Source organism: Bacillus sp. FSL K6-0069 (assembly GCF_038007785.1).
GTDB lineage: Bacteria > Bacillota > Bacilli > Bacillales > Bacillaceae_G > Bacillus_A > Bacillus_A mobilis.
This window is the reverse complement of the sequence record NZ_JBBOXN010000001.1, coordinates 4,314,347-4,336,171: the sequence shown is the minus strand read 5'-3', so window position 1 is coordinate 4,336,171 and position 21,825 is coordinate 4,314,347. Positions and strand designations below refer to the sequence as shown.

25 protein-coding genes are annotated in these 21,825 nt (G+C 36.3%); 20 read left to right on the top strand and 5 right to left on the bottom strand.

Annotated elements, in window-relative coordinates; all coding sequences use genetic code 11:
- Window positions 1-6 precede the first annotated feature (6 nt).
- From isdE to srtB, 4 genes are read left to right on the top strand one after another with little or no spacing between them, the layout of a single operon-like run.
- Entirely contained in the window at window positions 7-888 is an 882-nt protein-coding gene (gene isdE / locus MHB74_RS22280; RefSeq protein ID WP_061677076.1) for a heme ABC transporter substrate-binding protein IsdE, read from the top strand.
- Between the two features lie 27 nt (window positions 889-915).
- Window positions 916-1,899 carry a FecCD family ABC transporter permease gene (locus MHB74_RS22275; protein WP_061677077.1) on the top strand — a complete coding sequence of 328 codons (984 nt, stop codon included), beginning with the start codon at window positions 916-918 and terminating at the stop codon, window positions 1,897-1,899.
- Complete coding sequence (locus tag MHB74_RS22270) at window positions 1,889-2,659, top strand: ABC transporter ATP-binding protein (protein ID WP_016086040.1); 771 nt, start codon at window positions 1,889-1,891, stop codon at window positions 2,657-2,659. The genes MHB74_RS22275 and MHB74_RS22270 overlap by 11 nt, the downstream gene beginning before the upstream one ends.
- A gap of 31 nt (window positions 2,660-2,690) precedes the next feature.
- Window positions 2,691-3,455 (top strand): class B sortase, encoded by a 765-nt coding sequence (gene srtB / locus MHB74_RS22265; protein WP_061677078.1) that lies wholly within the window; start codon window positions 2,691-2,693, stop codon window positions 3,453-3,455.
- A gap of 69 nt (window positions 3,456-3,524) precedes the next feature.
- On the opposite strand, the gene isdG is transcribed toward srtB, so the two are convergent.
- Window positions 3,525-3,848, bottom strand: coding sequence for a heme oxygenase (isdG, locus tag MHB74_RS22260; RefSeq protein WP_000587815.1), 324 nt, complete (start codon window positions 3,846-3,848; stop codon window positions 3,525-3,527).
- Window positions 3,849-4,149: 301 nt separating this feature from the next.
- On the opposite strand from isdG, the gene MHB74_RS22255 reads away from it, so the two are divergent.
- Window positions 4,150-5,349 (top strand): class I SAM-dependent rRNA methyltransferase, encoded by a 1,200-nt coding sequence (locus MHB74_RS22255; RefSeq protein ID WP_061677079.1) that lies wholly within the window; start codon window positions 4,150-4,152, stop codon window positions 5,347-5,349.
- 39 nt (window positions 5,350-5,388) lie between these two features.
- Here MHB74_RS22255 and MHB74_RS22250 read toward each other — a convergent pair whose 3' ends face one another.
- Together MHB74_RS22250 and MHB74_RS22245 are read right to left on the bottom strand one after the other, a co-directional pair.
- On the bottom strand, window positions 5,389-5,583 hold the full coding sequence (locus MHB74_RS22250) for a YwbE family protein (RefSeq protein ID WP_001014310.1): 195 nt from the start codon (window positions 5,581-5,583) through the stop codon (window positions 5,389-5,391).
- Window positions 5,584-5,757: a hypothetical protein gene (locus MHB74_RS22245; protein WP_001293586.1), complete on the bottom strand. Its 174-nt coding sequence runs from the start codon at window positions 5,755-5,757 to the stop codon at window positions 5,584-5,586.
- 170 nt (window positions 5,758-5,927) lie between these two features.
- Between MHB74_RS22245 and MHB74_RS22240 the strand changes: the two genes are divergently transcribed.
- The 7 genes from MHB74_RS22240 (at window position 5,928) to MHB74_RS22210 (ending at window position 11,123) form a co-directional block, all read left to right on the top strand.
- Window positions 5,928-6,620, top strand: a complete 693-nt coding sequence (locus tag MHB74_RS22240) for a response regulator transcription factor (protein WP_000018026.1) — start codon at window positions 5,928-5,930, stop codon at window positions 6,618-6,620.
- A gap of 1 nt (window position 6,621) precedes the next feature.
- Window positions 6,622-7,557, top strand: coding sequence for a HAMP domain-containing histidine kinase (locus tag MHB74_RS22235; RefSeq protein WP_061677080.1), 936 nt, complete (start codon window positions 6,622-6,624; stop codon window positions 7,555-7,557).
- Between the two features lie 125 nt (window positions 7,558-7,682).
- Entirely contained in the window at window positions 7,683-8,606 is a 924-nt protein-coding gene (locus tag MHB74_RS22230; RefSeq protein WP_061677081.1) for an ABC transporter ATP-binding protein, read from the top strand.
- Window positions 8,599-8,760, top strand: a complete 162-nt coding sequence (locus MHB74_RS22225) for a hypothetical protein (RefSeq protein WP_270400522.1) — start codon at window positions 8,599-8,601, stop codon at window positions 8,758-8,760. Before MHB74_RS22230 ends, MHB74_RS22225 begins: the two co-directional genes overlap by 8 nt.
- A gap of 34 nt (window positions 8,761-8,794) precedes the next feature.
- Window positions 8,795-9,499, top strand: a complete 705-nt coding sequence (locus MHB74_RS22220) for an ABC transporter permease (protein ID WP_061677082.1) — start codon at window positions 8,795-8,797, stop codon at window positions 9,497-9,499.
- 34 nt (window positions 9,500-9,533) lie between these two features.
- The gene (locus tag MHB74_RS22215) at window positions 9,534-10,406 is read left to right on the top strand and encodes a DUF4097 family beta strand repeat-containing protein (RefSeq protein WP_061677083.1); all 873 of its coding nucleotides are present in this window, start codon (window positions 9,534-9,536) and stop codon (window positions 10,404-10,406) included.
- 24 nt (window positions 10,407-10,430) lie between these two features.
- Window positions 10,431-11,123 (top strand): ABC transporter permease, encoded by a 693-nt coding sequence (locus MHB74_RS22210; RefSeq protein WP_061677084.1) that lies wholly within the window; start codon window positions 10,431-10,433, stop codon window positions 11,121-11,123.
- Window positions 11,124-11,186: 63 nt separating this feature from the next.
- Here the strand turns inward: MHB74_RS22210 and MHB74_RS22205 are convergent, their stop codons facing one another.
- The gene (locus tag MHB74_RS22205; protein WP_061677085.1) at window positions 11,187-11,519 is read right to left on the bottom strand and encodes a YfjL-like protein; all 333 of its coding nucleotides are present in this window, start codon (window positions 11,517-11,519) and stop codon (window positions 11,187-11,189) included.
- A 138-nt stretch (window positions 11,520-11,657) separates the two neighbouring features.
- Complete coding sequence (locus MHB74_RS22200) at window positions 11,658-12,161, bottom strand: DinB family protein (RefSeq protein ID WP_061677086.1); 504 nt, start codon at window positions 12,159-12,161, stop codon at window positions 11,658-11,660.
- A gap of 536 nt (window positions 12,162-12,697) precedes the next feature.
- Here MHB74_RS22200 and MHB74_RS22195 point away from each other — a divergent pair.
- The 8 genes from MHB74_RS22195 (at window position 12,698) to uvrC (ending at window position 21,725) form a co-directional block, all read left to right on the top strand.
- Window positions 12,698-14,041 carry a BclA C-terminal domain-containing protein gene (locus MHB74_RS22195; protein ID WP_061677087.1) on the top strand — a complete coding sequence of 448 codons (1,344 nt, stop codon included), beginning with the start codon at window positions 12,698-12,700 and terminating at the stop codon, window positions 14,039-14,041.
- 191 nt (window positions 14,042-14,232) lie between these two features.
- Window positions 14,233-15,918: a long-chain-fatty-acid--CoA ligase gene (locus MHB74_RS22190; RefSeq protein ID WP_061677088.1), complete on the top strand. Its 1,686-nt coding sequence runs from the start codon at window positions 14,233-14,235 to the stop codon at window positions 15,916-15,918.
- A 106-nt stretch (window positions 15,919-16,024) separates the two neighbouring features.
- The gene (locus MHB74_RS22185; protein WP_081110171.1) at window positions 16,025-16,612 is read left to right on the top strand and encodes a TetR/AcrR family transcriptional regulator; all 588 of its coding nucleotides are present in this window, start codon (window positions 16,025-16,027) and stop codon (window positions 16,610-16,612) included.
- Window positions 16,613-16,623: 11 nt separating this feature from the next.
- Complete coding sequence (locus tag MHB74_RS22180) at window positions 16,624-17,400, top strand: enoyl-CoA hydratase (RefSeq protein WP_061677090.1); 777 nt, start codon at window positions 16,624-16,626, stop codon at window positions 17,398-17,400.
- Between the two features lie 78 nt (window positions 17,401-17,478).
- Window positions 17,479-18,252 (top strand): electron transfer flavoprotein subunit beta, encoded by a 774-nt coding sequence (gene etfB, locus MHB74_RS22175; protein ID WP_061677091.1) that lies wholly within the window; start codon window positions 17,479-17,481, stop codon window positions 18,250-18,252.
- Between the two features lie 36 nt (window positions 18,253-18,288).
- Window positions 18,289-19,266, top strand: a complete 978-nt coding sequence (gene etfA, locus MHB74_RS22170) for an electron transfer flavoprotein subunit alpha (protein WP_061677092.1) — start codon at window positions 18,289-18,291, stop codon at window positions 19,264-19,266.
- Window positions 19,267-19,477: 211 nt separating this feature from the next.
- A complete protein-coding gene (trxA, locus tag MHB74_RS22165) occupies window positions 19,478-19,792 on the top strand; it encodes a thioredoxin (RefSeq protein WP_001018946.1) in 315 nt (104 codons plus the stop codon).
- A 148-nt stretch (window positions 19,793-19,940) separates the two neighbouring features.
- The gene (gene uvrC / locus MHB74_RS22160; RefSeq protein WP_061677093.1) at window positions 19,941-21,725 is read left to right on the top strand and encodes an excinuclease ABC subunit C; all 1,785 of its coding nucleotides are present in this window, start codon (window positions 19,941-19,943) and stop codon (window positions 21,723-21,725) included.
- Window positions 21,726-21,825: the final 100 nt, after the last annotated feature.

The following is a 21,825-nucleotide window of genomic DNA, read 5'->3' as shown; positions in this document are numbered from 1 at the left end:
TGGTGATTGAGAGTGAAGAAACTTGCAAGTGTACTAATGGCTATCATTTTATTAGTGAGTATAGCTGGATGCTCGGCGCCCAAAAAAGAAGCAACAAAGCAGGTAAAGAGTGAGAGTAAAGAGAGAGTTGTTGCCACGACAGTCGCTGTTACTGAAATTATGGATGCGTTAGAAGTCGATTTAGTTGGTGTTCCAACGAGTACGAAAGATTTACCAAAGAGATATAAAGGTTTACCTGAAGTCGGGAATCCGATGAGTCCTGATATGGAAAAGGTAAAATCATTAAAGCCGTCAGAAGTATTATCCGTGACAACACTTGAATATGAATTAAAGCCAGTTTTTGATGGTATAGGTATGAAAGCAAACTTTGTAGACTTAACTAGTTTAAAAAATATGCAAAATTCCATTAGTAATTTAGGTAAGCAATATGGACGTGAGAAGCAGGCGGAAGCAGTTGTAACGAAGTTAGATAAAAAAGTTGCAGAGATTCAAAAAGCAGTAAAGGGAAAGAAAGAACCGACAGTGCTTATTTTATTAGGTGTGCCGGGGAGTTATTTAGTAGCAACAGAGCATTCTTACATTGGAGATTTAGTGAAACAATTAGGTGGTAAAAACATTGTACAAGGTGAGCAAGTAGAGTATTTAGCCTCTAATACAGAGTATTTAAAAAAGGAAGATCCAGACATTATTTTACGAGCAGCGCATGGTATGCCTGATGAAGTTGTAAAAATGTTTGATAAAGAATTTAAAACAAATGATATTTGGAAACACTTCGCGGCAGTTAAAAATAATCGTGTTTACGATTTAGAAGAGCGTTTATTTGGAACGACAGGAAATTTAGAAGCAATTGAAGCGTTAGATGAATTGAAGAAAATGATGTATCCGTGATGCATTTTAATATAAAGGAAGAGTGGAATGAATAAAAAAACTTGGAGTTTCTTCATTGTTACTGTATTACTTATTGTTATGACGTCATTGTCAGCAACGAAAGGAAGTTTAGAAATAGGGATAGTGGACCTCGTACATGGGATATTTACAGGGGCCAATGAAGATGTTGAAGTAATTAAAGATTTACGTTTCCCGCGTATTATTATTGCGCTGTTTACTGGGGCGGCTCTTGCTGTTTCAGGTGTGCTTTTTCAAGCTGTTATGAAAAATCCACTTGCTGATGCTGGAGTGATCGGTATTTCTTCAGGAGCAAGTTTTATGACACTTGTTATTATTACGTTATTCCCGCAATTCTTTTTCTGGACACCAGTATTCGCCTTTTTAGGTGGTGCGTTCGCATGTTATCTCGTTTATGCATTTTCGTGGAAGTCAGGGTTAAGTCCACTTCGCATTATTCTAGTTGGTATAGCTATTAATGCGATGTTCACTGGATTAAATGAATCATTCATTACGATTTGCGGATATTTCATTAAGAGTATTAAGCAAACGACGACTTCTAACATAACGATGAAGACGTGGGGTGATGTAGAAATAATGGTTACGTATGGAACAATTGGTCTTATTCTTGCTCTGTTTGTAGGAGCTTGGTGTAACTTATTATCGCTACAAGATAAGACTGCGAAAAACTTAGGTTTGCACGTAACGAGAGTTCGTCTTATTATTTCTGCGATTGCAGTACTTTTAGCGGCAGTATCAACAGCGATTGCAGGAGTTATCGCTTTCGTAGGATTACTCGTTCCGCACATTTCAAGACAACTAGTCGGTTCAGATCATAAAGTATTAATTCCATTTTCTGCTCTTGCAGGAGCGTTATTAATTTTGACGGCGGATACGATTGGAAGGTTAATTGTGCCACCTAACGAAATTCCAGCGGCGACGATTATGGCAGTTATTGGTGGACCATTCTTAATATTCTTGCTTAGAAAGAGTGATAAAGTTCATGGAAATTAAAAATGTAACCTTTTCGTATGATAATGTAACGGATCGATTAAAGTCGGTTAGTAGTGAAATAGAAATTGGTAAAATTACAACAATTATTGGTCCAAACGGTTGCGGGAAATCGACATTACTTGGCGTGATGTCAAGAAATCACGACCCTCGTAGCGGAGAGGTAATACTGGATGGAAAGGCGATTAGCCAATATAAACCGAAAGAGTTTGCTAGAAAGTTAGCCGTTGTCCATCAACAAAATGAAGCACCGGCAGATATGACGGTGGAAAAATTAACAAGTTTTGGTCGTATGCCTCATAAAAATATCTTTTCCTCACAAACTGATGAAGATAGAGAAGCAATCGAAAGGGCTTTAGCATGTACGAATTTGCTAAGCAAACGTGATAAAGAGATTCATGCTTTATCTGGTGGAGAAAGACAACGTGTTTGGATTGCTATGACGTTAGCTCAGAAAACACCAATGCTCTTTTTAGATGAACCGACCACCTATTTAGATATTTATTATCAACTTGAAATATTAGAGTTAGTAAAAGAGTTAAATGAAGTACATGGATTGACGATTGTTATGGTATTACACGATATTAATCAAGCGATTCGCTATAGTGATCATATCATCGTTATGAAAGACGGCGAGATTGTTACGAAAGGTAAGCCGAATGATGTTGTGACAGAAAGTATGATAAAGACGATATACGGTGTAGATGTCGTTGTAAAGCAAGATGAAGATACAGGATTGTATATGGTCCCAATGGGTATTTAAATATGCGAACAATCCGTTTTGAGGTGATAATTTGAGTAGTAAAAAAGAACGGAAGAAGAATTCTTTTTTTCAACGAATACTTACAGTTGTTTTTTTAGGTACCTTTTTCTATTCAGTATATGAATTAGGTGATATTTTCATGGATTATTATGAAAATCGTAAAGTAATGGCCGAAGCACAAAACATTTATGAAAAAAGTCCGATGGAAGAGCAATCACAAGACGGGGAAGTGCGTAAACAGTTCAAAGCTTTGCAGCAAATTAACCAAGAAATAGTTGGATGGATTACGATGGATGATACACAAATTAATTATCCAATCGTTCAAGCGAAAGACAATGATTACTATTTATTTCGTAATTATAAAGGTGAAGATATGAGAGCAGGAAGCATCTTTATGGACTATCGTAATGATGTGAAATCTCAAAATCGAAATACTATTTTATATGGTCACCGTATGAAAGATGGTTCTATGTTTGGAAGTTTAAAGAAAATGTTAGATGAAGAGTTCTTCATGTCACATCGTAAATTATATTACGATACATTATTTGAAGGATATGATCTTGAAGTGTTCTCGGTGTATACAACAACAACTGATTTTTATTACATTGAAACGGATTTTAGCAGTGATATGGAATACACATCATTTTTGGAGAAAATCCAAGAAAAATCGCTGTACAAAACGGATACAAAATTGGCAGCAAGTGATCAAATCGTAACACTTTCGACGTGTGACTATGCACTTGATCCGGAAGCAGGAAGGTTAGTCGTGCATGCGAAACTAGTAAAAAGACAGTAAATAAAAAAGTATAGAATATGAGAAGTGGTAATGCTTCTCATATTCTATACTTTAAAAAAAGAAATATGTTTACTGTGCTGCAGCCATTGGCATACGTACAACTTTCACATCATAGTAAGAGATTTTATTATCAAGAATATAATCTGGCATTCCACCTTGATGTGAGTGAGCTGCTTTAAATGCTGGGCTCTTCGTCCAACCTTGGAAATCTTCTTTTGCATTCCAGCGTGTGCTAATTGTTACTTCATCATAATCAACTGTATTTTGCGTTAAAAGAACTTCTAATCCTAAAAAGCCTGGCATCGTTTCAACTTGACCTACTTTATTAAAACGATCAATTAATTTATGTCCATTTCCCTTTGTAATTTTAGCTGTATTTGTAACAATAATCATGTTTTATTCCTCCTATTAAATGTAGCCTGTATTTTCGAGAACTCATATACATTAAATGATAATGAAAATCATTATCATTGTCAATGGTAAATGTGAAATATATAAGTATTTTTTCTATTATGTTGGACAGTAAGATTTCCATTTCAAAATGTAGTAAATATGTGGCCGTTAAGCGAGAGAATGAGCGAGTTGTACTAGCAAAGCAATAATATGGTATAGTGAAACGAGGTTATTTTTTAGCCTCGTTTTTTATATGCTTCCTACGAATTAGAAAGCATGCAAATGGAAAGGAAGTTATTATATGCGATCAGAAGTAACTGTAAAAATAAAACCTAAATTTATAAAAGAAATTAAAAGTGGATATCCGCTTATTTTAAAAGATGCAATTCAAAATTTAAATGATGTTCAGGAAGAAGGAACAATCATTAAAGTAGTAGATGAGAAGAATCAATTCATTGGAAAAGGCTATTATGGAAAACAAAATAAAGGATACGGCTGGATTTTAACGAGAAAAGAGAGTGAACAAATTAATCAATCTTTCTTTGAAAGTAAAATTAAATCTGCCTTACATAAACGAAAGCAATTTTACAAAGCAAGTGATACGACAGCATTCCGCGCCCTAAACGGTGAAGGTGATGGTCTTGGTGGCTTAATCATCGATTATTATGATGGCTATTATGTAGTAAGTTGGTATAGTGAAGGGATTTATACTTTCAGAGATGAGATTATAGCAGCTCTTCAAAAAGTAGCAAACTTTAAAGGCATTTATGAGAAAAAGCGCTTTGATACGAAAGGGAAATACATTGAAGGCGATGATTTCGTAGCAGGAGAGCGCGGCGAGTTCCCGCTTATCGTAAAAGAAAATGGTGTGAACTTTGCGGTGTATTTAAACGACGGAGCGATGGTTGGTGTATTTTTAGATCAGCGTAACGTTCGAAAACAAATTCGTGATAAGTATGCAAAGGGAAGAACCGTGTTAAATATGTTCTCTTATACAGGTGCTTTCTCTGTATTTGCAGCGCTTGGCGGAGCGAGCAAAACGACGAGTGTCGACCTTGCAAATCGTAGTTTAAGTAAAACGATTGAGCAGTTTAGTGTAAATGAAGTTGATTATGAAGCGCAAGACATTATTGTAGAAGATGTCTTTCTGTACTTCAAATATGCAGCTAAGAAAAAGATGAAATTTGATATGGTCGTACTTGACCCTCCAAGCTTTGCACGCTCAAAGAAATATACATTTAGTGCAGCGAAAGATTATAAAAACTTATTAAAAGAAACAATTGCGATTACGGAAAATAACGGGATTATCGTTGCTTCTACAAATTGTAGCGCATTTGATATGAAAAAGTTTAAAGGATTTATCGATACGGCATTTAAAGAAATGAATGGCAAATATAAAATATTAGAAGAACATTCTTTACCAGAAGATTTCCGTACCATTGATCAATTTAAAGAAGGAGACTATTTAAAAGTAGTTTTCATCGAGAAAATTAAAGGTTAATAAAGAAAAAGGAGCTCGAGTTTACTTGAGCTCCTTTTCTTATTGAACGATATTTTGTACTCTACCGACTTGCCCGTCCTGCAATCGCACTTTAATGCCATGCGGATGGGAAGGGGAGTTTGTTAAAATATCTTTTACAATTCCACGTGTTAATTTGCCTGTGCGTTGATCTTGTTTTAATACAATATCAACTTCAAGGCCGGGTGCGATATTAGAACGTTTTTGTCCGTTCATTTATACACCTGTACGTCTACGTTGGTTGTTTGTTTTCTTCGTTTGTTGGTTTTGTAATTTTTTTGTTTCTTGGCTTTGGTTTTTGGCATTTTGACCATTACCGCTACCTTGCTTTTTCTTTGCAAGTTGTTCACGCATTAAATCAGCTAAGCTTACTTTTTTATTTTCTGACATGATAAAGTCTCCTTTATATAAAGTTAATTATGAACTATCGTCGTAAATTTCATCATATCATTGTTATGGAAGGAAGGGAAGTTGGTTTGAAAATTCATATAATTCTTCACAGTATTCATTCGTTACGATACAATTAAAATGTTAATGTTTGTAAAAAAGGGGATAGACATATGTCACATCATATTTTATTAGTTGAAGATGACATCTCAATTCAAGAGATGGTGGAAAAGTATTTAATAAAAGAAGGCTTTCAAGTAACAATTGCGTCTGATGGAGAAGAGGGCGTGAACACATATTTAAAAGGTTCATTTGATTTGATTATCCTCGACATTATGATGCCAAAGCTAGATGGCTTAGAGGTTGTGCGAATCATTCGAGAAAAAAGTGCTGTTCCGATTTTAATGATGTCGGCAAAAGATACAGATGTTGATAAAGCTGTTGGATTAGGACTTGGAGCAGATGATTACATTTGTAAGCCATTTTCTATGATTGAATTAGCTGCACGTGTAAAGGCAGGTATTCGGAGATCTACGAAATACTCGGCTACAGAAGAAACAGAAAAGATGATTCAAATTGGCGATCTAACAATCGATCCAATTAATTTTACCGTAGAAAAAAACGGGAAATCTCTCAAACTTACTTTAAAAGAATTTGAGATTTTAAAACTGTTCGTAAAAAATCAAAATCGTGTATTTACGAAAGCACAAATATATTCATTAGTTTGGAACGAAGAGTATTACGGTGATGATAACGTTATTAATGTTCATATGAGAAGATTGCGTGAGAAAATTGAAAGTGATCCATCTAATCCAGAATATATTAAAACGTTATGGGGCATCGGCTATAAATTGGAAGTGATGTAATATGGTCAATTTGTTACTAGGTATTATTTTTATATTGTTATGTATCATTTACATACAATATAAAATGAGAAAAAATAGTAGTGAAAATTTACGATACACATATGAAAAGTTAGAAAGTATTGTAAATGGACAAACAGGTGAGAAGTTACTCGTTATGACAGATGATCTAGAATTACAAAAATTATTAGTAGCAATTAATCAACTATTAGATGCAAAACAAAAAACGAATGCAGATCATGCAAAAGTAGAAATTTCGATGAGAAAAATGCTTTCAAATATTTCACATGATTTAAAGACGCCACTAACAGTTATTCTTGGATATACAGAAATGTTAAATAAGGATAAAACGATAAGTAAAGAAGAACAGCAAATATTACTTGAAAAGGTGCATGTGAAAACACTAGAAGTAATGGAACTAATTCATAAGTTTTTTGATTTAGCAAAATTAGAATCTGGTGACAAGGCAATCGAGATGACAAAAGTAAATATGAATGAAGTTTGTCGGGAGAAGATTTTATCTTTTTATGATTTAGTGACAACGAAAGGGTTTCAAGTTCATATTGATATACCAGAAAGAAATATATATGCACTTGGAAATGTAGAAGTATTAGGTAGAGTATTGAATAATTTAATATCAAATGCGATTACATATGGAGACGATGGAAAGACACTTGGTATGACGTTAAGAGATGATGAAACGAGTGTGTATATAGATGTATGGGATACAGGAAAAGGAATTGACGAATCTCATGCTGATAAAGTATTTGAACGTATGTACACACTTGAAGATTCTAGAAATAGATTGTACCAAGGAAGTGGCCTAGGGTTAACGATTACAAAACGGCTTGTGGAAGCAATGGATGGAAAAATTCACCTTTCTAGTAAGCCGTATGAAAAAACAATTTTTACAGTTGTATTAAAAAAGATGCTGTTTTAGCTTGTAGAGAAGTAGATTCTACAAGCTTTTTTTCAGCGTAAGGAATTTGTAAGGAACGGGTAAGAAAAAAGAGAATTCCGTTGTCTATTATAGAAGTATAAGGTAGTGCGAAAGGAGACAGTGACATGACATATATATTAAAAACGAATCAGTTAACGAAAGTGTTTAAAGGGAAAGAAGTTATTTCTAGCGTCAACATGCATGTGAAAAAGGGAGAGATATACGGTTTCTTAGGACCGAATGGTGCAGGTAAAACAACGATTATGAAAATGATCACAAATTTAATAAAACCGACGAGCGGTGATATTGAAATTTTTGGTGAGAAGTTAACAGATACATCTTATGAATTGTTAAAGCGCATGGGGACCATTATCGAATATCCAATCTTTTATGATAAATTAACGGCGAAGGAAAACCTAGAATTACATTGTGAATATATGGGCTATTACGATAAAAATGCAATTGATCATGCTTTACATTTAGTAAAACTGCACGGTATAGATGATAAAAAAGTAAAAGATTTTTCATTAGGGATGAAGCAACGACTTGGTATTGCAAGGGCGATCATGACAAAGCCAGAACTACTTATTTTAGATGAGCCAATTAACGGTTTAGATCCAATTGGTATTAAAGAATTAAGAGACTTATTTAAAATGCTTTGCAAAGAATATGGCATTACGTTATTAGTCTCTAGTCATATTTTAGGCGAGATGGAACTAATGGCAGATACAATCGGTATGATTCAAAATGGAAAACTAATAAAAGAAGTTTCAATGAAGAGTATTAACGGAAAACAAACAGAGTATATTGAAATTACTGTTCCTGATGTGAAGCGCGCAGCTTATATTTTAGAAGATAAACTCGGTATAAAAAATTACAAAATAATGAGTGGAAACATGATTCGTGTGTATGAATTGAAGGCGACGCAGCAAGCTATTTCAAAAGCACTTATTATGAACGATGTAGAAATTGAAAGTATTAATAAGAAACATAGTTCCTTAGAAGAATATTTCTTAAATGTAATGGATGGAGAGGGCATTCATGCTTAATGGATTGTTAGTGAATCTAGTAAGTGGGTTGATTGTAATGTTCATAAGTGGGATTTTATATTATAGAAAACCAGAGCGGAAATGGTTGTTAATTTTACTAGTGATAGGAATATTAAGCTTCGTTACTGCTGGAATTAGAATGTTAGCAGCGTAGAGATAGTTATATAAAGAATGGAGGAGTGGTTTGTATGCTTAGATTAATGAAGCTTGAGTGGAAAAAGCATCGATTATCTAGTTACTTTAAAAGTGTAGCAATTTGTATTATAGCAATTTTCGCTGTAGTAAGCCTTATGGCATTAGGAATGAAAGCTGAGGGAGACGTGCTCTTCTCTGATTTCACACAGAACATGGCTTTAGCAAATATTTTTATTAGGATAACATTCATTATTTTTAGTTCGGTTATTTTATCACGTTTAGTAATTGATGAGTATAAGAACAAAACGATACAACTATCATTTATGTACCCACTGCAAAGGAAAATGTTAATGAGAGCGAAATTAACAATTGTTTTTTGTTTTTGTTTTGTGAGCACGATTATCGCTACTTTTATTATTAGTTTGCTCGTATATTTTGTGAGTCCAATGATGGGACTGATTGAAACGCCAGCTACGATAGGTGAAATAATAGCTATCGTTCCAACTACTATTATGAGTGCATTTATGATATCTGGTATAAGTTTAATTCCTTTATTTTTTGGGATGAGAAAGAAATCAACACCGACAACGATTACTTCGGCAGTAATAATTGGGATGCTAATTAGTGGTAACGTTGGGGCTGGAAGCGATCAAGTAAGTATGTTTGATTTTATAGCTATCCCAATAGTGCTCTGTTTATTAGGGATTTTCATTAGTTATCTATCGTATCGTAAAATCGACAAGATTGATGTGGCGTGAAGCAAGCATAAAACAACAATGAACTGGGGTATGAATGTTGAAAAAAATAATAGTAATTGCAATTTTATTTCTGACAATTGCTAGTGTGATTTTTGGTTTTAAGACATTTCAGGGGAAAGATTTTAAGAAAGAACAGTCTTTTGAGATAAATGATATAAAAGAAATAGAAGTGGACAATGAAAACTGGGATATTGAATTTAAAAGTACAGACGCTAATAAAATAGTAATTTCCGCTCAAGGTCAACGAGTAGATAAAGAGGTAGATCCTGTCGAAATAGAACAAGCAGGGAATAAAGTTATAGTTAAGCAAAAACAAAAGGCGATCAGATTCTTTAATGGTTTTACGTTTCGGAAGAAAAATAGTATATCTATAGCTATTCCCAAGAAAGAAATAGATAAAATTGTATTAAATAATAAATCGGGTGATGTGAAAATAAGGGATATAGAAGTGAAAAATATTGTGACAAAAAGTGAGTCTGGAGATGAAATGGTTGTAGGACTATCGGCAGATAAGGGTGAATTCACATCCGAAAGTGGAGATTTAATGTTAAAAGATAGTTCGTTACAAGAAGTAAATATAACTTCTACTACTGGCGATAATTATGTGAAAAATATAAAAAACGAAAATATGAACATCACTTCAACATCTGGTGAAGTATTACTGAAAGATATGAAAGAAGGAAAATCACTATTTGTAGAAACAAAATCAGGAGATATTGGCGTATGGTATAAAGGTGTTCCGACATCTTTAAAACTTACGGCTAAAAGTAATTCGTCTGACGTAATGGTGAATGTAAAAGGACTTAAGAAAGATAAAAATACAGAAAAGGTAAAAGCAGGAACCATTGGTGATGCAAAAAATAAAGTGGAGATTTTAAGTAAAACAGGGGTAATTTATATCGACTAAAATGTAAATGAAAGGAGGACTATCATGCTACGTCTTATGAAGCTAGAACTGAAGAAATTTAAGATTGGATGGTATGTGAGGGGAGCGATTATTGCAAATATCGCTATACTGGCATTACTGATCTTTACGAGCATCGTTTCTCAAATAGAAGGAGATCCAGAAATGAGAGATCCACAGATGGTTTTGTTAATGGCTAGTACATTAGTAAGAGCAACATTTATTATTTTTGGTAGTGTGTTAATCGCAAGGTTAATAATTGGTGAATATAAAAACAAAACAATACTACTTATGTTTTCTTATCCAATTAATCGAAAGAAAATGATGGTTAGTAAATTGGTTATTACAGCAGCATTAACATTTATAACAGTTATTTTATCTAATATTTTAGTAGTAGGAGTGTTCTTTGGGATAGATAGCTATTTTTCAATTCTTCCTAATTCATTCACAGTAGATCAATTGATGCGAGAAGGGATAAATCTTGTTCCTTTAGCCGTCGCAACTGCGGGAATAAGTTTAATCCCACTATATTTCGGAATGCGTAAACGTTCAGTGCCAACTACAATTGTTTCATCCCTTATCGTTGTATCAATTGCAATGAATAGCACTACGTTTTCTGTAGCAACTTTTCTTCCTCTTCAACTAGCATTGGCAGCAATTGGAGTTGTGATTGCATGTTACGGAATTAAAAATATAGAGAAGGAAGATATAACTGTATGACAAGAATAAGAAAAAAAGAGTTGGCGTTACACCAACTCTTTTTTGTATATGTATGCTTCGTTACTACTCTGTAAATTTGGAGTGTTTGCTTAAATACTCTTGCACTCCTGGAGAGATATTAAAGTTATTAGGACTTTTATATTCGATAGTAAACTCTCCGTCTTTACTTGTTTCAAAGGAGATTGCATAGCTATTCATTTTAGCATCGTAAGAAGTTTTTTTGACTTCCGCATCTAGATTAAAGTATTTTGTAATATATTCTTTTGATTCCGTAACTGCTGTTTGTTTTCCCCAAGGGGTGCCATAACTTGTGAAATAAAGAGATGCGCTAATAATCCCAATAATAGAAGGTAGTAAAATAGTTCCCATAACTATTTTTTTATTTTTTGTATTCAATTTGGTTGCTCCTCTTCATAATATGTATTCATTTTAACCTATCTTTTCCATAAAACAACCATTTAGTAAAAAATAGTTTCACATGAAACAAGTTACAGAAAAAGACAAGATGTGTAAACACCTTGTCTTTTTTTATAGTTACATTTTAGGAGCTTCCATGTCAGCTGCAGCCCACTCTTCTTTTGCTGGGACATATACGCCAGGAACTGTTAAGCCAGCTTGTCGCATTAAAACTGTCATTTGTCCGCGGTGATGATTTTGATGATTGATGAGTGTCATTAAAAATATAGAATTCGGCATAGGACGACCAAAAAAGTCATTAATAGTAGCTAAGTCTTTATCAGTCCATGCACCTTGAAGGGCTTCAACAAAAGCCGCATTCACTTTACGATACTCATATGCAATTGTTGCTGCAGAAGTTGGTACAGGATAATCTTTCGTCTCTCCGTCAAACTTAAGTCCTGTGCCAGATAGCATAACAGGCATTGCCGTCACGATATGCCAAGCAACTCTGCCTAACGTCCAGTGCCCAGGTGCAATTTCTTGTGATAAAGACTCATCTGTTAATGCATCGAGCATCTTTTGAGTAGACTCAGCTTCGTATGTCCATGATTGCAAGAAGCCTTCAATAGTTTGGTACATATTTATCCCTCCTAGTTATGTTCATAAGTTACATTCGTGAAAAAAAGATAGTTTCCTTTTGCCCTATAAGAACGAATAAAAAAGTAGGCTTTTGACAAGAAGCCTCTTTTTTAATTAATCTTCTTCCCACTCTTCCTCATCAACCATAAGAAATAAGGTGCTTCAAGTACAGCAACGTTCAAGTTTGTGCTAACGATAAAGATTTGAATTATCGCTGAGTCGGGAGCTGAAATAACGATTCTTATTAAAGAAAGGGCTGTGGGGCTAAATCCTAATTTTCATGAAAAGAAAAGACAATTTCAACTGTAAGTAGTCCTCCAATGAATGCACCAATTGGATTGAAGTTTATATGTATATGCAGAATGGAGAAAAAGAATTTCGTTTGAGCAAGAAGGCGAAAGTACAAGCAAAAGGAGTGAGAATCGCATGTAATAATTATTAGAATGTATGGAGTAAAGTTTTTCCGTGTTATTTGATAAGCGTTTTCTAAGTTGTTGTTTATACTTAAAAGATTGAATTTGAAGGAAGGGATCAACATGTATTCATGGAGTAATAATCAAAATGGATATTGTGGGTGTAATAATCAAAATGGTGTACATGTTGATTCATGCTGTTTTAGTTGTGATGGGACAGTTCCTAAGCTGGGCCCAACAGGTCCGACGGGTCCAACAGGAGCAACGGGTCCAACAGGTCCAACGGGAGCAACAGGTCCAACAGGAGCAACGGGAGCAACAGGAGCGACGGGAATAACAGGTCCAACAGGAGCAACGGGAATAACAGGTCCAACAGGAGCGACGGGAATAACAGGAGCAACAGGAGCGACGGGAATAACAGGGGCAACGGGAGCAACAGGAGCAACAGGGGCAACGGGTCCAACAGGATCAACAGGAATAACGGGTCCAACGGGAGCGACAGGAATAACGGGTCCAACAGGAGCAACGGGAATAACAGGTGCAACAGGTGCAACAGGTCCAACAGGAGTGACAGGAATAACGGGAGTAACAGGTCCAACAGGATCAACAGGAATAACGGGAGCGACAGGCTCAACAGGAGCAACGGGAATAACGGGAGCGACAGGCCCAACAGGAGTAACGGGAATAACGGGAGCGACAGGCCCAACAGGAGTAACGGGAATAACGGGAGCGACAGGCCCAACAGGAGCGACGGGAATAACAGGAGCAACGGGAGCAACAGGTCCAACAGGTCCAACAGGAGCGACAGGGATAACAGGAGCAACGGGTCCAACAGGATCAACGGGTCCAACAGGATCAACGGGTCCAACGGGAGCAACGGGAATAACGGGAGCGACAGGCCCAACAGGAGCAACGGGAATAACGGGAGTAACAGGGGCAACAGGTCCAACAGGAGCAACGGGTCCAACAGGGGCAACAGGTCCAACAGGAGCGACAGGAATAACAGGATCAACGGGTTCGACAGGAGCGACCGGTCCTACGGGAGTAACAGGTACAAGTATCACGGCGACGTATGCATTTGCAAATAATACGTCAGGAACAGCGATATCGGTACTTCTAGGTGGAACGAATGTCCCGCTTCCAAATAATCAAAACATAGGCCCAGGTATCACTGTTTCTGGAGGGAATACAGTATTTACGGTTGCAAATGCTGGTAATTATTATATTTCATATACGATTAATATAACGGCTTCATTGTTAGTCAGTTCACGGATTACAATTAATGGAACACCACTTGCTGGCACGATCAATTCTCCTGCGTTAGCAACTACATCATTTAGCGCAACAATCATTACAACTCTTGCAGCGGGGGATGCTATTAGTTTGCAACTATTTGGTTTGTTAGCTGTTGCCACATTATCAACAACTACACCAGGAGCTGTGTTAACGATAATAAGATTAAGCTAAATAATAACTCTCTTACTTCTTTTATAGATTAGGAGAGTTTATACATATAATAAGAAGTTAATGGAGTGAAGCATAGTTATATAAAAGTCAGAATATTATGATTGTAACGTTATGGCGACTATAATATAATGAAAACAACCATCATGAATGAACATTCATTTATTTTTTATGTATTTGAAGGGGGAATGAAGGTGGAAAAACCATGGTTGAAAAGTTATCCAGAAGAAATTCCAAGTACGATTTCTTATGATCTTCAGCCGCTACATGGATACGTGGAACAGGTGGCTTCTCGCTATCCAGAAAAGAAAGCGCTTCACTTTTTAGGGAAGGATATTACATTTTCAGACTTCCACGATAAGGTGAAGAGATTTGCAAATTATCTTCAAAAGCTCGGTGTGGAAAAGGGGGATCGAGTTGCTATTATGTTGCCGAACTGTCCGCAATCTGTAATTGGTTATTATGGTACATTACTTGCGGGAGGTATCGTAGTACAAACAAATCCACTATATACAGAAAGAGAATTAGAATACCAGCTTCATGACTCGGGAGCAAAAGTAATTCTTTGTCTTGATTTAGTGTTTCCAAGAGTAACGAATGTTCAAGCTGCTACAAAAATTGAACATATTATCGTAACCCGTATTGCGGACTTTTTACCATTCCCTAAAAATTTACTTTATCCATTTGTACAAAAAAAGCAGGCAAATCTTGTTGTGAATGTGTCGGAAAGTGAAACGATTCATCTATGGAAATCAGTAGAACGAGAAAGTAATGTTAATGTTGAAGTTCCTTGTGATCCTGAAAATGATCTAGCTCTTTTGCAGTATACAGGGGGAACAACGGGATTTCCAAAAGGGGTTATGTTGACGCATAAAAACCTTGTTTCGAACACTTTAATGGGAGCGCATTGGCTATATAATTGTAAAGAAGGAGAAGAAGTAATTCTTGGTGTTCTTCCGTTCTTTCATGTGTATGGGATGACAGCTGTAATGAATTTAAGTATTATGCAAGGGTATAAAATGGTGCTGATTCCGAAGTTTGATATGAAGATGGTTTTTGAAGCAATAAAAAAACATAAAGTCACACTATTTCCAGGGGCACCAACCATTTATATTGCTCTATTAAATAGTCCCCTCTTAAAAGAATATGATATTTCCTCTATCGAGGCTTGTATTAGTGGATCTGCCCCGCTTCCTGTAGAAGTGCAGGAAGAGTTTGAGAGAGTTACAGGTGGCAAATTGGTAGAAGGTTATGGATTAACGGAGTCGTCGCCAGTTACACACGGGAATTTTTTGTGGGAAAAACGCGTGCCAGGAAGTATTGGTGTGCCGTGGCCAGATACAGAGGCAAACATTATGTCACTTGAAACTGGAGAGGCTTTACCTCCGGGTGAAATTGGTGAGATTGTAGTAAAAGGTCCTCAGATTATGAAAGGGTATTGGAATAAGCCAGAAGAAACAGCAGCTGTATTACAAGACGGGTGGCTTCATACAGGGGATGTTGGTTACATGGATGAAGATGGATTTTTCTATGTGAAAGATCGTAAGAAAGATATGATTGTTGCGAGTGGCTTTAATGTATATCCTCGTGAAGTAGAAGAAGTATTATATGAGCATGAAAAGGTGCAAGAAGTAGTGACGATTGGGATTCCCGATCCGTACCGAGGAGAGACAGTTAAAGCATTTGTTGTGTTAAAAGAAGGTGCGGAGTGTTCTGAGGAAGAATTAAACCAGTTTGCGCGTAAATATTTAGCGGCTTATAAAGTGCCGAAAGTATATGAGTTTAGAGATGAACTGCCGAAAACGACAGTCGGAAAAATTTTACGCCGTGTCCTAATAGATGAAGAGAAAAGAAAGAATGAGGATGAGCAAACGGGCTAAGGCCCTTTCTTTTTGAAAAAATGGGATTGACACTTTTCTAAATAGTCAGTATTATAAGAATATGAATGACTATTCATTCAGTCATCTTCTTGAAGGGGACAGTAAAGTGAAGAAAAATAGACCGAAATACAATCAAATTATTGATGCGGCAGTCATTGTGATTGCGGAGAAGGGGTACCACCAAGCGCAAGTTTCTAAAATAGCAAAGCAAGCTGGGGTAGCTGATGGCACGATTTACTTATATTTTAAAAATAAAGAAGATATATTAATATCCTTATTCCAAGAGAAGATGGGAGAATTTGTCGAAACAATTCGTCAAAAAACAGCAGGAATTGAAAGCGCTGTATCGAAATTGTTCATGTTGGTAGAAACGCACTTCTTGCTGTTGTCACAAAATGATCCTCTTGCTATCGTTACGCAATTAGAGCTAAGACAGTCCAATCAAGACTTACGCCTGAAAATAAATGAAGTATTAAAAGGCTACTTACAAGTTATGGATGAGATTTTAGAGACAGGTATAAAGCAAGGTGAATTCCAAGCGGATTTAAATGTTCGCGTGGCAAGACAAATGATCTTTGGAACAGTAGATGAAGTTGTGACCAATTGGGTAATGAGCGATCATAAGTATGATCTGGTCGCACTTTCAAAAACGGTACATGGGCTACTTATTGCAGCTTGTGGTTATCGTCAATAATGGGAGGGATCATGTTGAAATTCCTATCTGTAAGAGTTGAAGATCATATCGCGGTGGCGACGTTAAATCATGCGCCGGCTAACGCGATGTCTTCACAAGTTATGCATGACGTTACTGAATTAATTGATCAAGTGGAGAAGGATGATAACATTCGTGTTGTTGTTATTCACGGTGAAGGGCGCTTCTTCTCGGCGGGAGCAGATATTAAAGAATTTACATCTGTTACTGAAGCGAAGCAAGCGACAGAATTAGCGCAGCTTGGACAAGTTACGTTTGAGCGTGTTGAAAAATGTTCAAAACCAGTTATCGCGGTAATTCATGGAGCGGCACTTGGCGGCGGCCTTGAGTTTGCTATGTCTTGCCACATGCGCTTTGCAACTGAAAGTGCAAAACTTGGTTTACCTGAATTAACACTTGGCTTAATTCCTGGATTTGCAGGTACACAGCGATTACCACGTTATGTTGGGAAAGCGAAAGCTTGTGAAATGATGTTAACAAGTACACCGATTACTGGTGCAGAAGCATTAAAATGGGGACTGGTTAATGGAGTTTTTGCTGAAGAAACATTTTTAGATGATACGCTTAAAGTTGCAAAACAGATTGCTGGAAAAAGCCCAGCGACGACTCGTGCTGTACTAGAGTTATTGCAAACGACGAAATCGTCTCATTATTATGAAGGTGTACAACGCGAAGCTCAAATCTTTGGTGAAGTATTTACAGGTGAAGATGGAAGAGAAGGTGTAGCAGCGTTTTTAGAAAAGCGTAAACCTTCATTTAGTGGCAGGTAGTTCAATTATTTTTTTAATATGAATTAACAGAAAATTAAAATTGATAGAATCTTTCTGAAAAACAAGGGGGTAAATGGAATGAACATCTACGTACTCATGAAACGAACATTTGATACAGAAGAAAAAATCGTAATTCAAAACGGTGCAATTTACGATGGCGAAGCGGAATTCATCATCAACCCTTACGACGAATATGCGATTGAAGAAGCAATTCAAGTAAGAGACGCACAAGGTGGCGAAGTTACTGTTGTAACAGTCGGTGGCGAAGAAAGTGAGAAAGAACTTCGTACGGCATTAGCGATGGGCTGCGATAAAGCGGTATTAATTAATATTGAAGATGATGTTGAAAATGGTGACCAGTTCACGACAGCAAAAGTACTTGCTGAATATTTAAAAGATAAAGATGCAGATTTAATTTTAGGCGGGAACGTTGCAATTGATGGTGCATCTGGACAAGTTGGTCCACGTGTAGCTGAAGCGTTAAATATTCCATACGTAACGACAATTACAAAACTTGAAATTGACGGTACAAATGTGAAGATTGAGCGTGATGTTGAAGGTGATACGGAAGTAATTGAAACTTCATTACCAGTTTTAGTAACAGCACAACAAGGTTTAAATGAACCGCGTTATCCATCGCTTCCAGGTATTATGAAAGCGAAGAAAAAGCCACTAGAAGAAGTAGAATTAGATGATTTAGATTTAGAAGAAGATGATGTGGAAGCAAAGACAAAAACAATTGAAATCTATTTGCCTCCTAAGAAAGATGCAGGAAAAGTGTTACAAGGCGAGCTGCAAGATCAAGTAAAAGAACTTGTATCGTTGCTCCATACAGAAGCGAAAGTAATCTAATAAAATACGAAATTATATATGCAGGAGGGAAAATCTATGGCTCGTAAAGTATTGGTAATGGGTGAAGTTCGTGATGGATCGCTACGTAACGTGTCGTTTGAAGCGGTAGCAGCAGCAAAAACAATTGCAGAAGGCGGTGAAGTAGTAGGGCTTCTAGTTGGAGACAGCGTTGCCTCTTTTGCAAATGAATTGATTCATTACGGTGCAGATCGCGTTGTGACAGTTGAAAATGATAAATTAAAATCATATACATCTGATGGGTATGCACAAGCGTTTTTAGCTGTATATGCTGAAGAAAAGCCAGAGGGTATTGTATTTGGACATACAGCACTTGGTAAAGATTTATCACCAAAATTAGCAGCGAAACTTGAAGCTGGTCTAGTTTCTGACGTAACTGCTTTAGAAGTTGAAGGTGGAAATGTTATCTTCACTCGTCCAATCTACTCTGGAAAAGCATTTGAGAAGAAGATTGTAACAGACGGTATCTTATTTGCGACAGTGCGTCCAAATAACATTGCAACGCTTGAAAAAGATGAGTCTCGCAGTGGTGACGTATCTTCTATTACAGTAGATGTGAAAGACCTACGTACAATTATTCAAGATGTCGTCCGTAAAACTGCAGAAGGTGTTGATCTTTCTGAAGCGAAAGTTATTATCGCTGGCGGACGCGGTGTGAAGAGTGAAGAAGGATTCAAGCCATTAAAAGAGTTAGCTGACGTACTAGGCGGTGCTGTTGGAGCATCTCGTGGTGCATGTGACGCTGAGTATTGCGATTACTCATTACAAATTGGTCAAACTGGTAAAGTTGTTACGCCAGACTTATACATTGCATGCGGTATTTCTGGTGCGATTCAGCATTTAGCTGGTATGTCTAACTCAAAAATAATCGTTGCGATTAATAAAGATCCAGAAGCAAGTATCTTCAAAGTAGCTGACTATGGTATTGTTGGCGATTTATTTGAAGTCTTACCTCTTTTAACAGAAGAGTTTAAAAAGTTAAAAGTACATTCATGATTTGAGTACCCTTGAGTTCCAAGTGAAGTACCCCTATATATAGAAAAAGGTGAGAGATCCCCTGTCTCTCATCTTTTTAGTATGTAATCCGTATTTTTATATAGTATAAAGGAACACTTTTTTGTTACAATACATAACGATACATATTATTCGCCACGTATATAAGTTAATGATATACTCTTGGTAGAATATACTTGAAGGAGGAAATAAAATGGCAATTGTAAACGCAAATGACCAAAGCTTCGCATCTGAAACTAGCGAAGGTGTTGTATTATTAGATTTCTGGGCACCATGGTGTGGACCTTGTAAAATGATCGCTCCTGTATTAGAAGAAATTGATGCAGAACTAGGCGAAAAAGTAAAAGTAGTAAAAGTAGACGTGGATGAAAACCAAGAAACTGCTCGTCAATTCGAAGTAATGAGCATTCCAGCTCTTTTCGTATTAAAAGACGGTAAAGTAGTTGATCAAGCGTTAGGTTACAAACCGAAAGAAGCGTTAGTAGAATTAGTTTCTAAACACTTCTAAAATAAAGGAGCTGCCACTTGGCAGCTTTTTTTATTTTCTTTTTTTACACCTTTCCGTTACAATGAAAGAACGTATGTTGGGTGTTTTGGCATAGTATGTTTTCATGTGAAAATAAAAATGCTAAGCATGTAGAAATGGAGGGTGACGAGTGCACGAACATTTAAAAGAGAAGCTGGCTATTTTACCAGATCAACCTGGTTGTTATTTAATGAAAGATAAGCAAGGAACGGTTATATATGTCGGAAAGGCAAAAGTGCTTAAAAATCGTGTGCGCTCGTACTTTACTGGTTCACATGATGGAAAAACACTTCGGCTTGTAGGAGAAATTGTAGATTTTGAATATATTGTAACCTCCTCAAATCTAGAGGCTCTCATTTTAGAGTTAAATTTAATAAAAAAACATGATCCAAAATATAATATTCAATTAAAAGACGATAAAACATATCCTTTTATTAAAATTACAGCTGAGAAACAGCCGCGATTACTCATTACACGAAACGTAAAAAAGGATAAAGGAAAGTATTTTGGCCCTTATCCGAATGCACAATCAGCTCATGAAACGAAAAAATTGCTAGATCGTATGTATCCGCTTCGTAAGTGCTCAAATATGCCTGATAAAGTTTGTTTATATTATCATATGGGTCAATGTTTAGCACCGTGTGTGAAAGAAGTGACGGAAGAACAAAACAAAGAAATTGTAGATGAAATTATTAAGTTTTTAAATGGTGGACATAAAGAAGTTCGTTCAGAATTAGAAACAAAGATGTATGAAGCTTCAGAGAAACTAGAATTTGAACGTGCAAAAGAGTTACGTGATCAAATTGCGCATATCGATGCGATTATGGAAAAACAAAAGATGATCATGAGTGACTTAGTGGATCGTGATGTGTTTGGATATGCAGTTGATAAAGGATGGATGTGTGTTCAAGTTTTCTTCGTTCGAAAAGGAAAGCTAATTGAACGTGACGTTTCTATGTTTCCGATCTACGATGAACCAGAAGAGGGCTTTTTAACGTTCATTGGTCAATTTTATGAGAACAGTAGTCATTTTAAGCCGAAGGAAGTTGTCGTTCCAGGAAGTATAGACTCAGAGTTAGTAGAGCGCTTTTTAGAAGTGGAAGCGACACAGCCGAAACGTGGTAAGAAAAAAGATCTTGTAGAATTAGCAAATAAAAATGCGAAGATTGCTCTTGAAGAGAAATTCTACTTAATTGAACGTGATGAAGAGCGAACGATTAAAGCGGTAGATCAGTTAGGGAAGCAGCTTGGGATTGAAACACCTTATCGTATTGAGGCGTTTGATAACTCAAATATTCAAGGGACGAATCCTGTTTCTGCAATGATTGCTTTTATCGATGGGAAACCAGCTAAGAAAGAATACAGGAAATATAAAATTAAAACGGTTCAAGGACCGGATGATTATGAGTCTATGAGAGAAGTTGTAAGACGCCGTTATACAAGGGCACTGAAAGAGAGTTTGCCTTTACCAGATTTAATCATTATTGATGGTGGAAAAGGTCATCTGGCAGCTGTAAGTGATGTTCTAGAAAATGAACTCGGTTTATATATTCCGATGGCAGGTCTTGTAAAAGATGACAAACATAAAACCTCCCATTTAATTATTGGGGACCCACCTGAACCTGTGATGCTTGAGAGAAATAGCCAAGAATTTTATTTATTGCAGCGCATTCAAGATGAAGTGCATCGATTTGCGATTACATTTCATCGTCAATTACACGGGAAATCTGTTATTCAATCAGCACTGGATGATATTCCAGGAATCGGTGATAAACGGAAAAAGGTATTGTTGAAACATTTTGGTTCATTAAAGAAGATGAAGGAAGCTTCTGTAGCTGAATTTGTCGAAGCGGGTATGCCGAAAAATGTCGCAGAAACGATTTATACTTATTTAGCGGATAAGAAGACGTTGTAGTTTACAACGTCTTCTATTTTCTGGTATAATTTCTGAAGATTTAAAATAAATCTAACTGAATGAAAATACAAAAAAGTCAACTAAACTTATATGTCTAGTT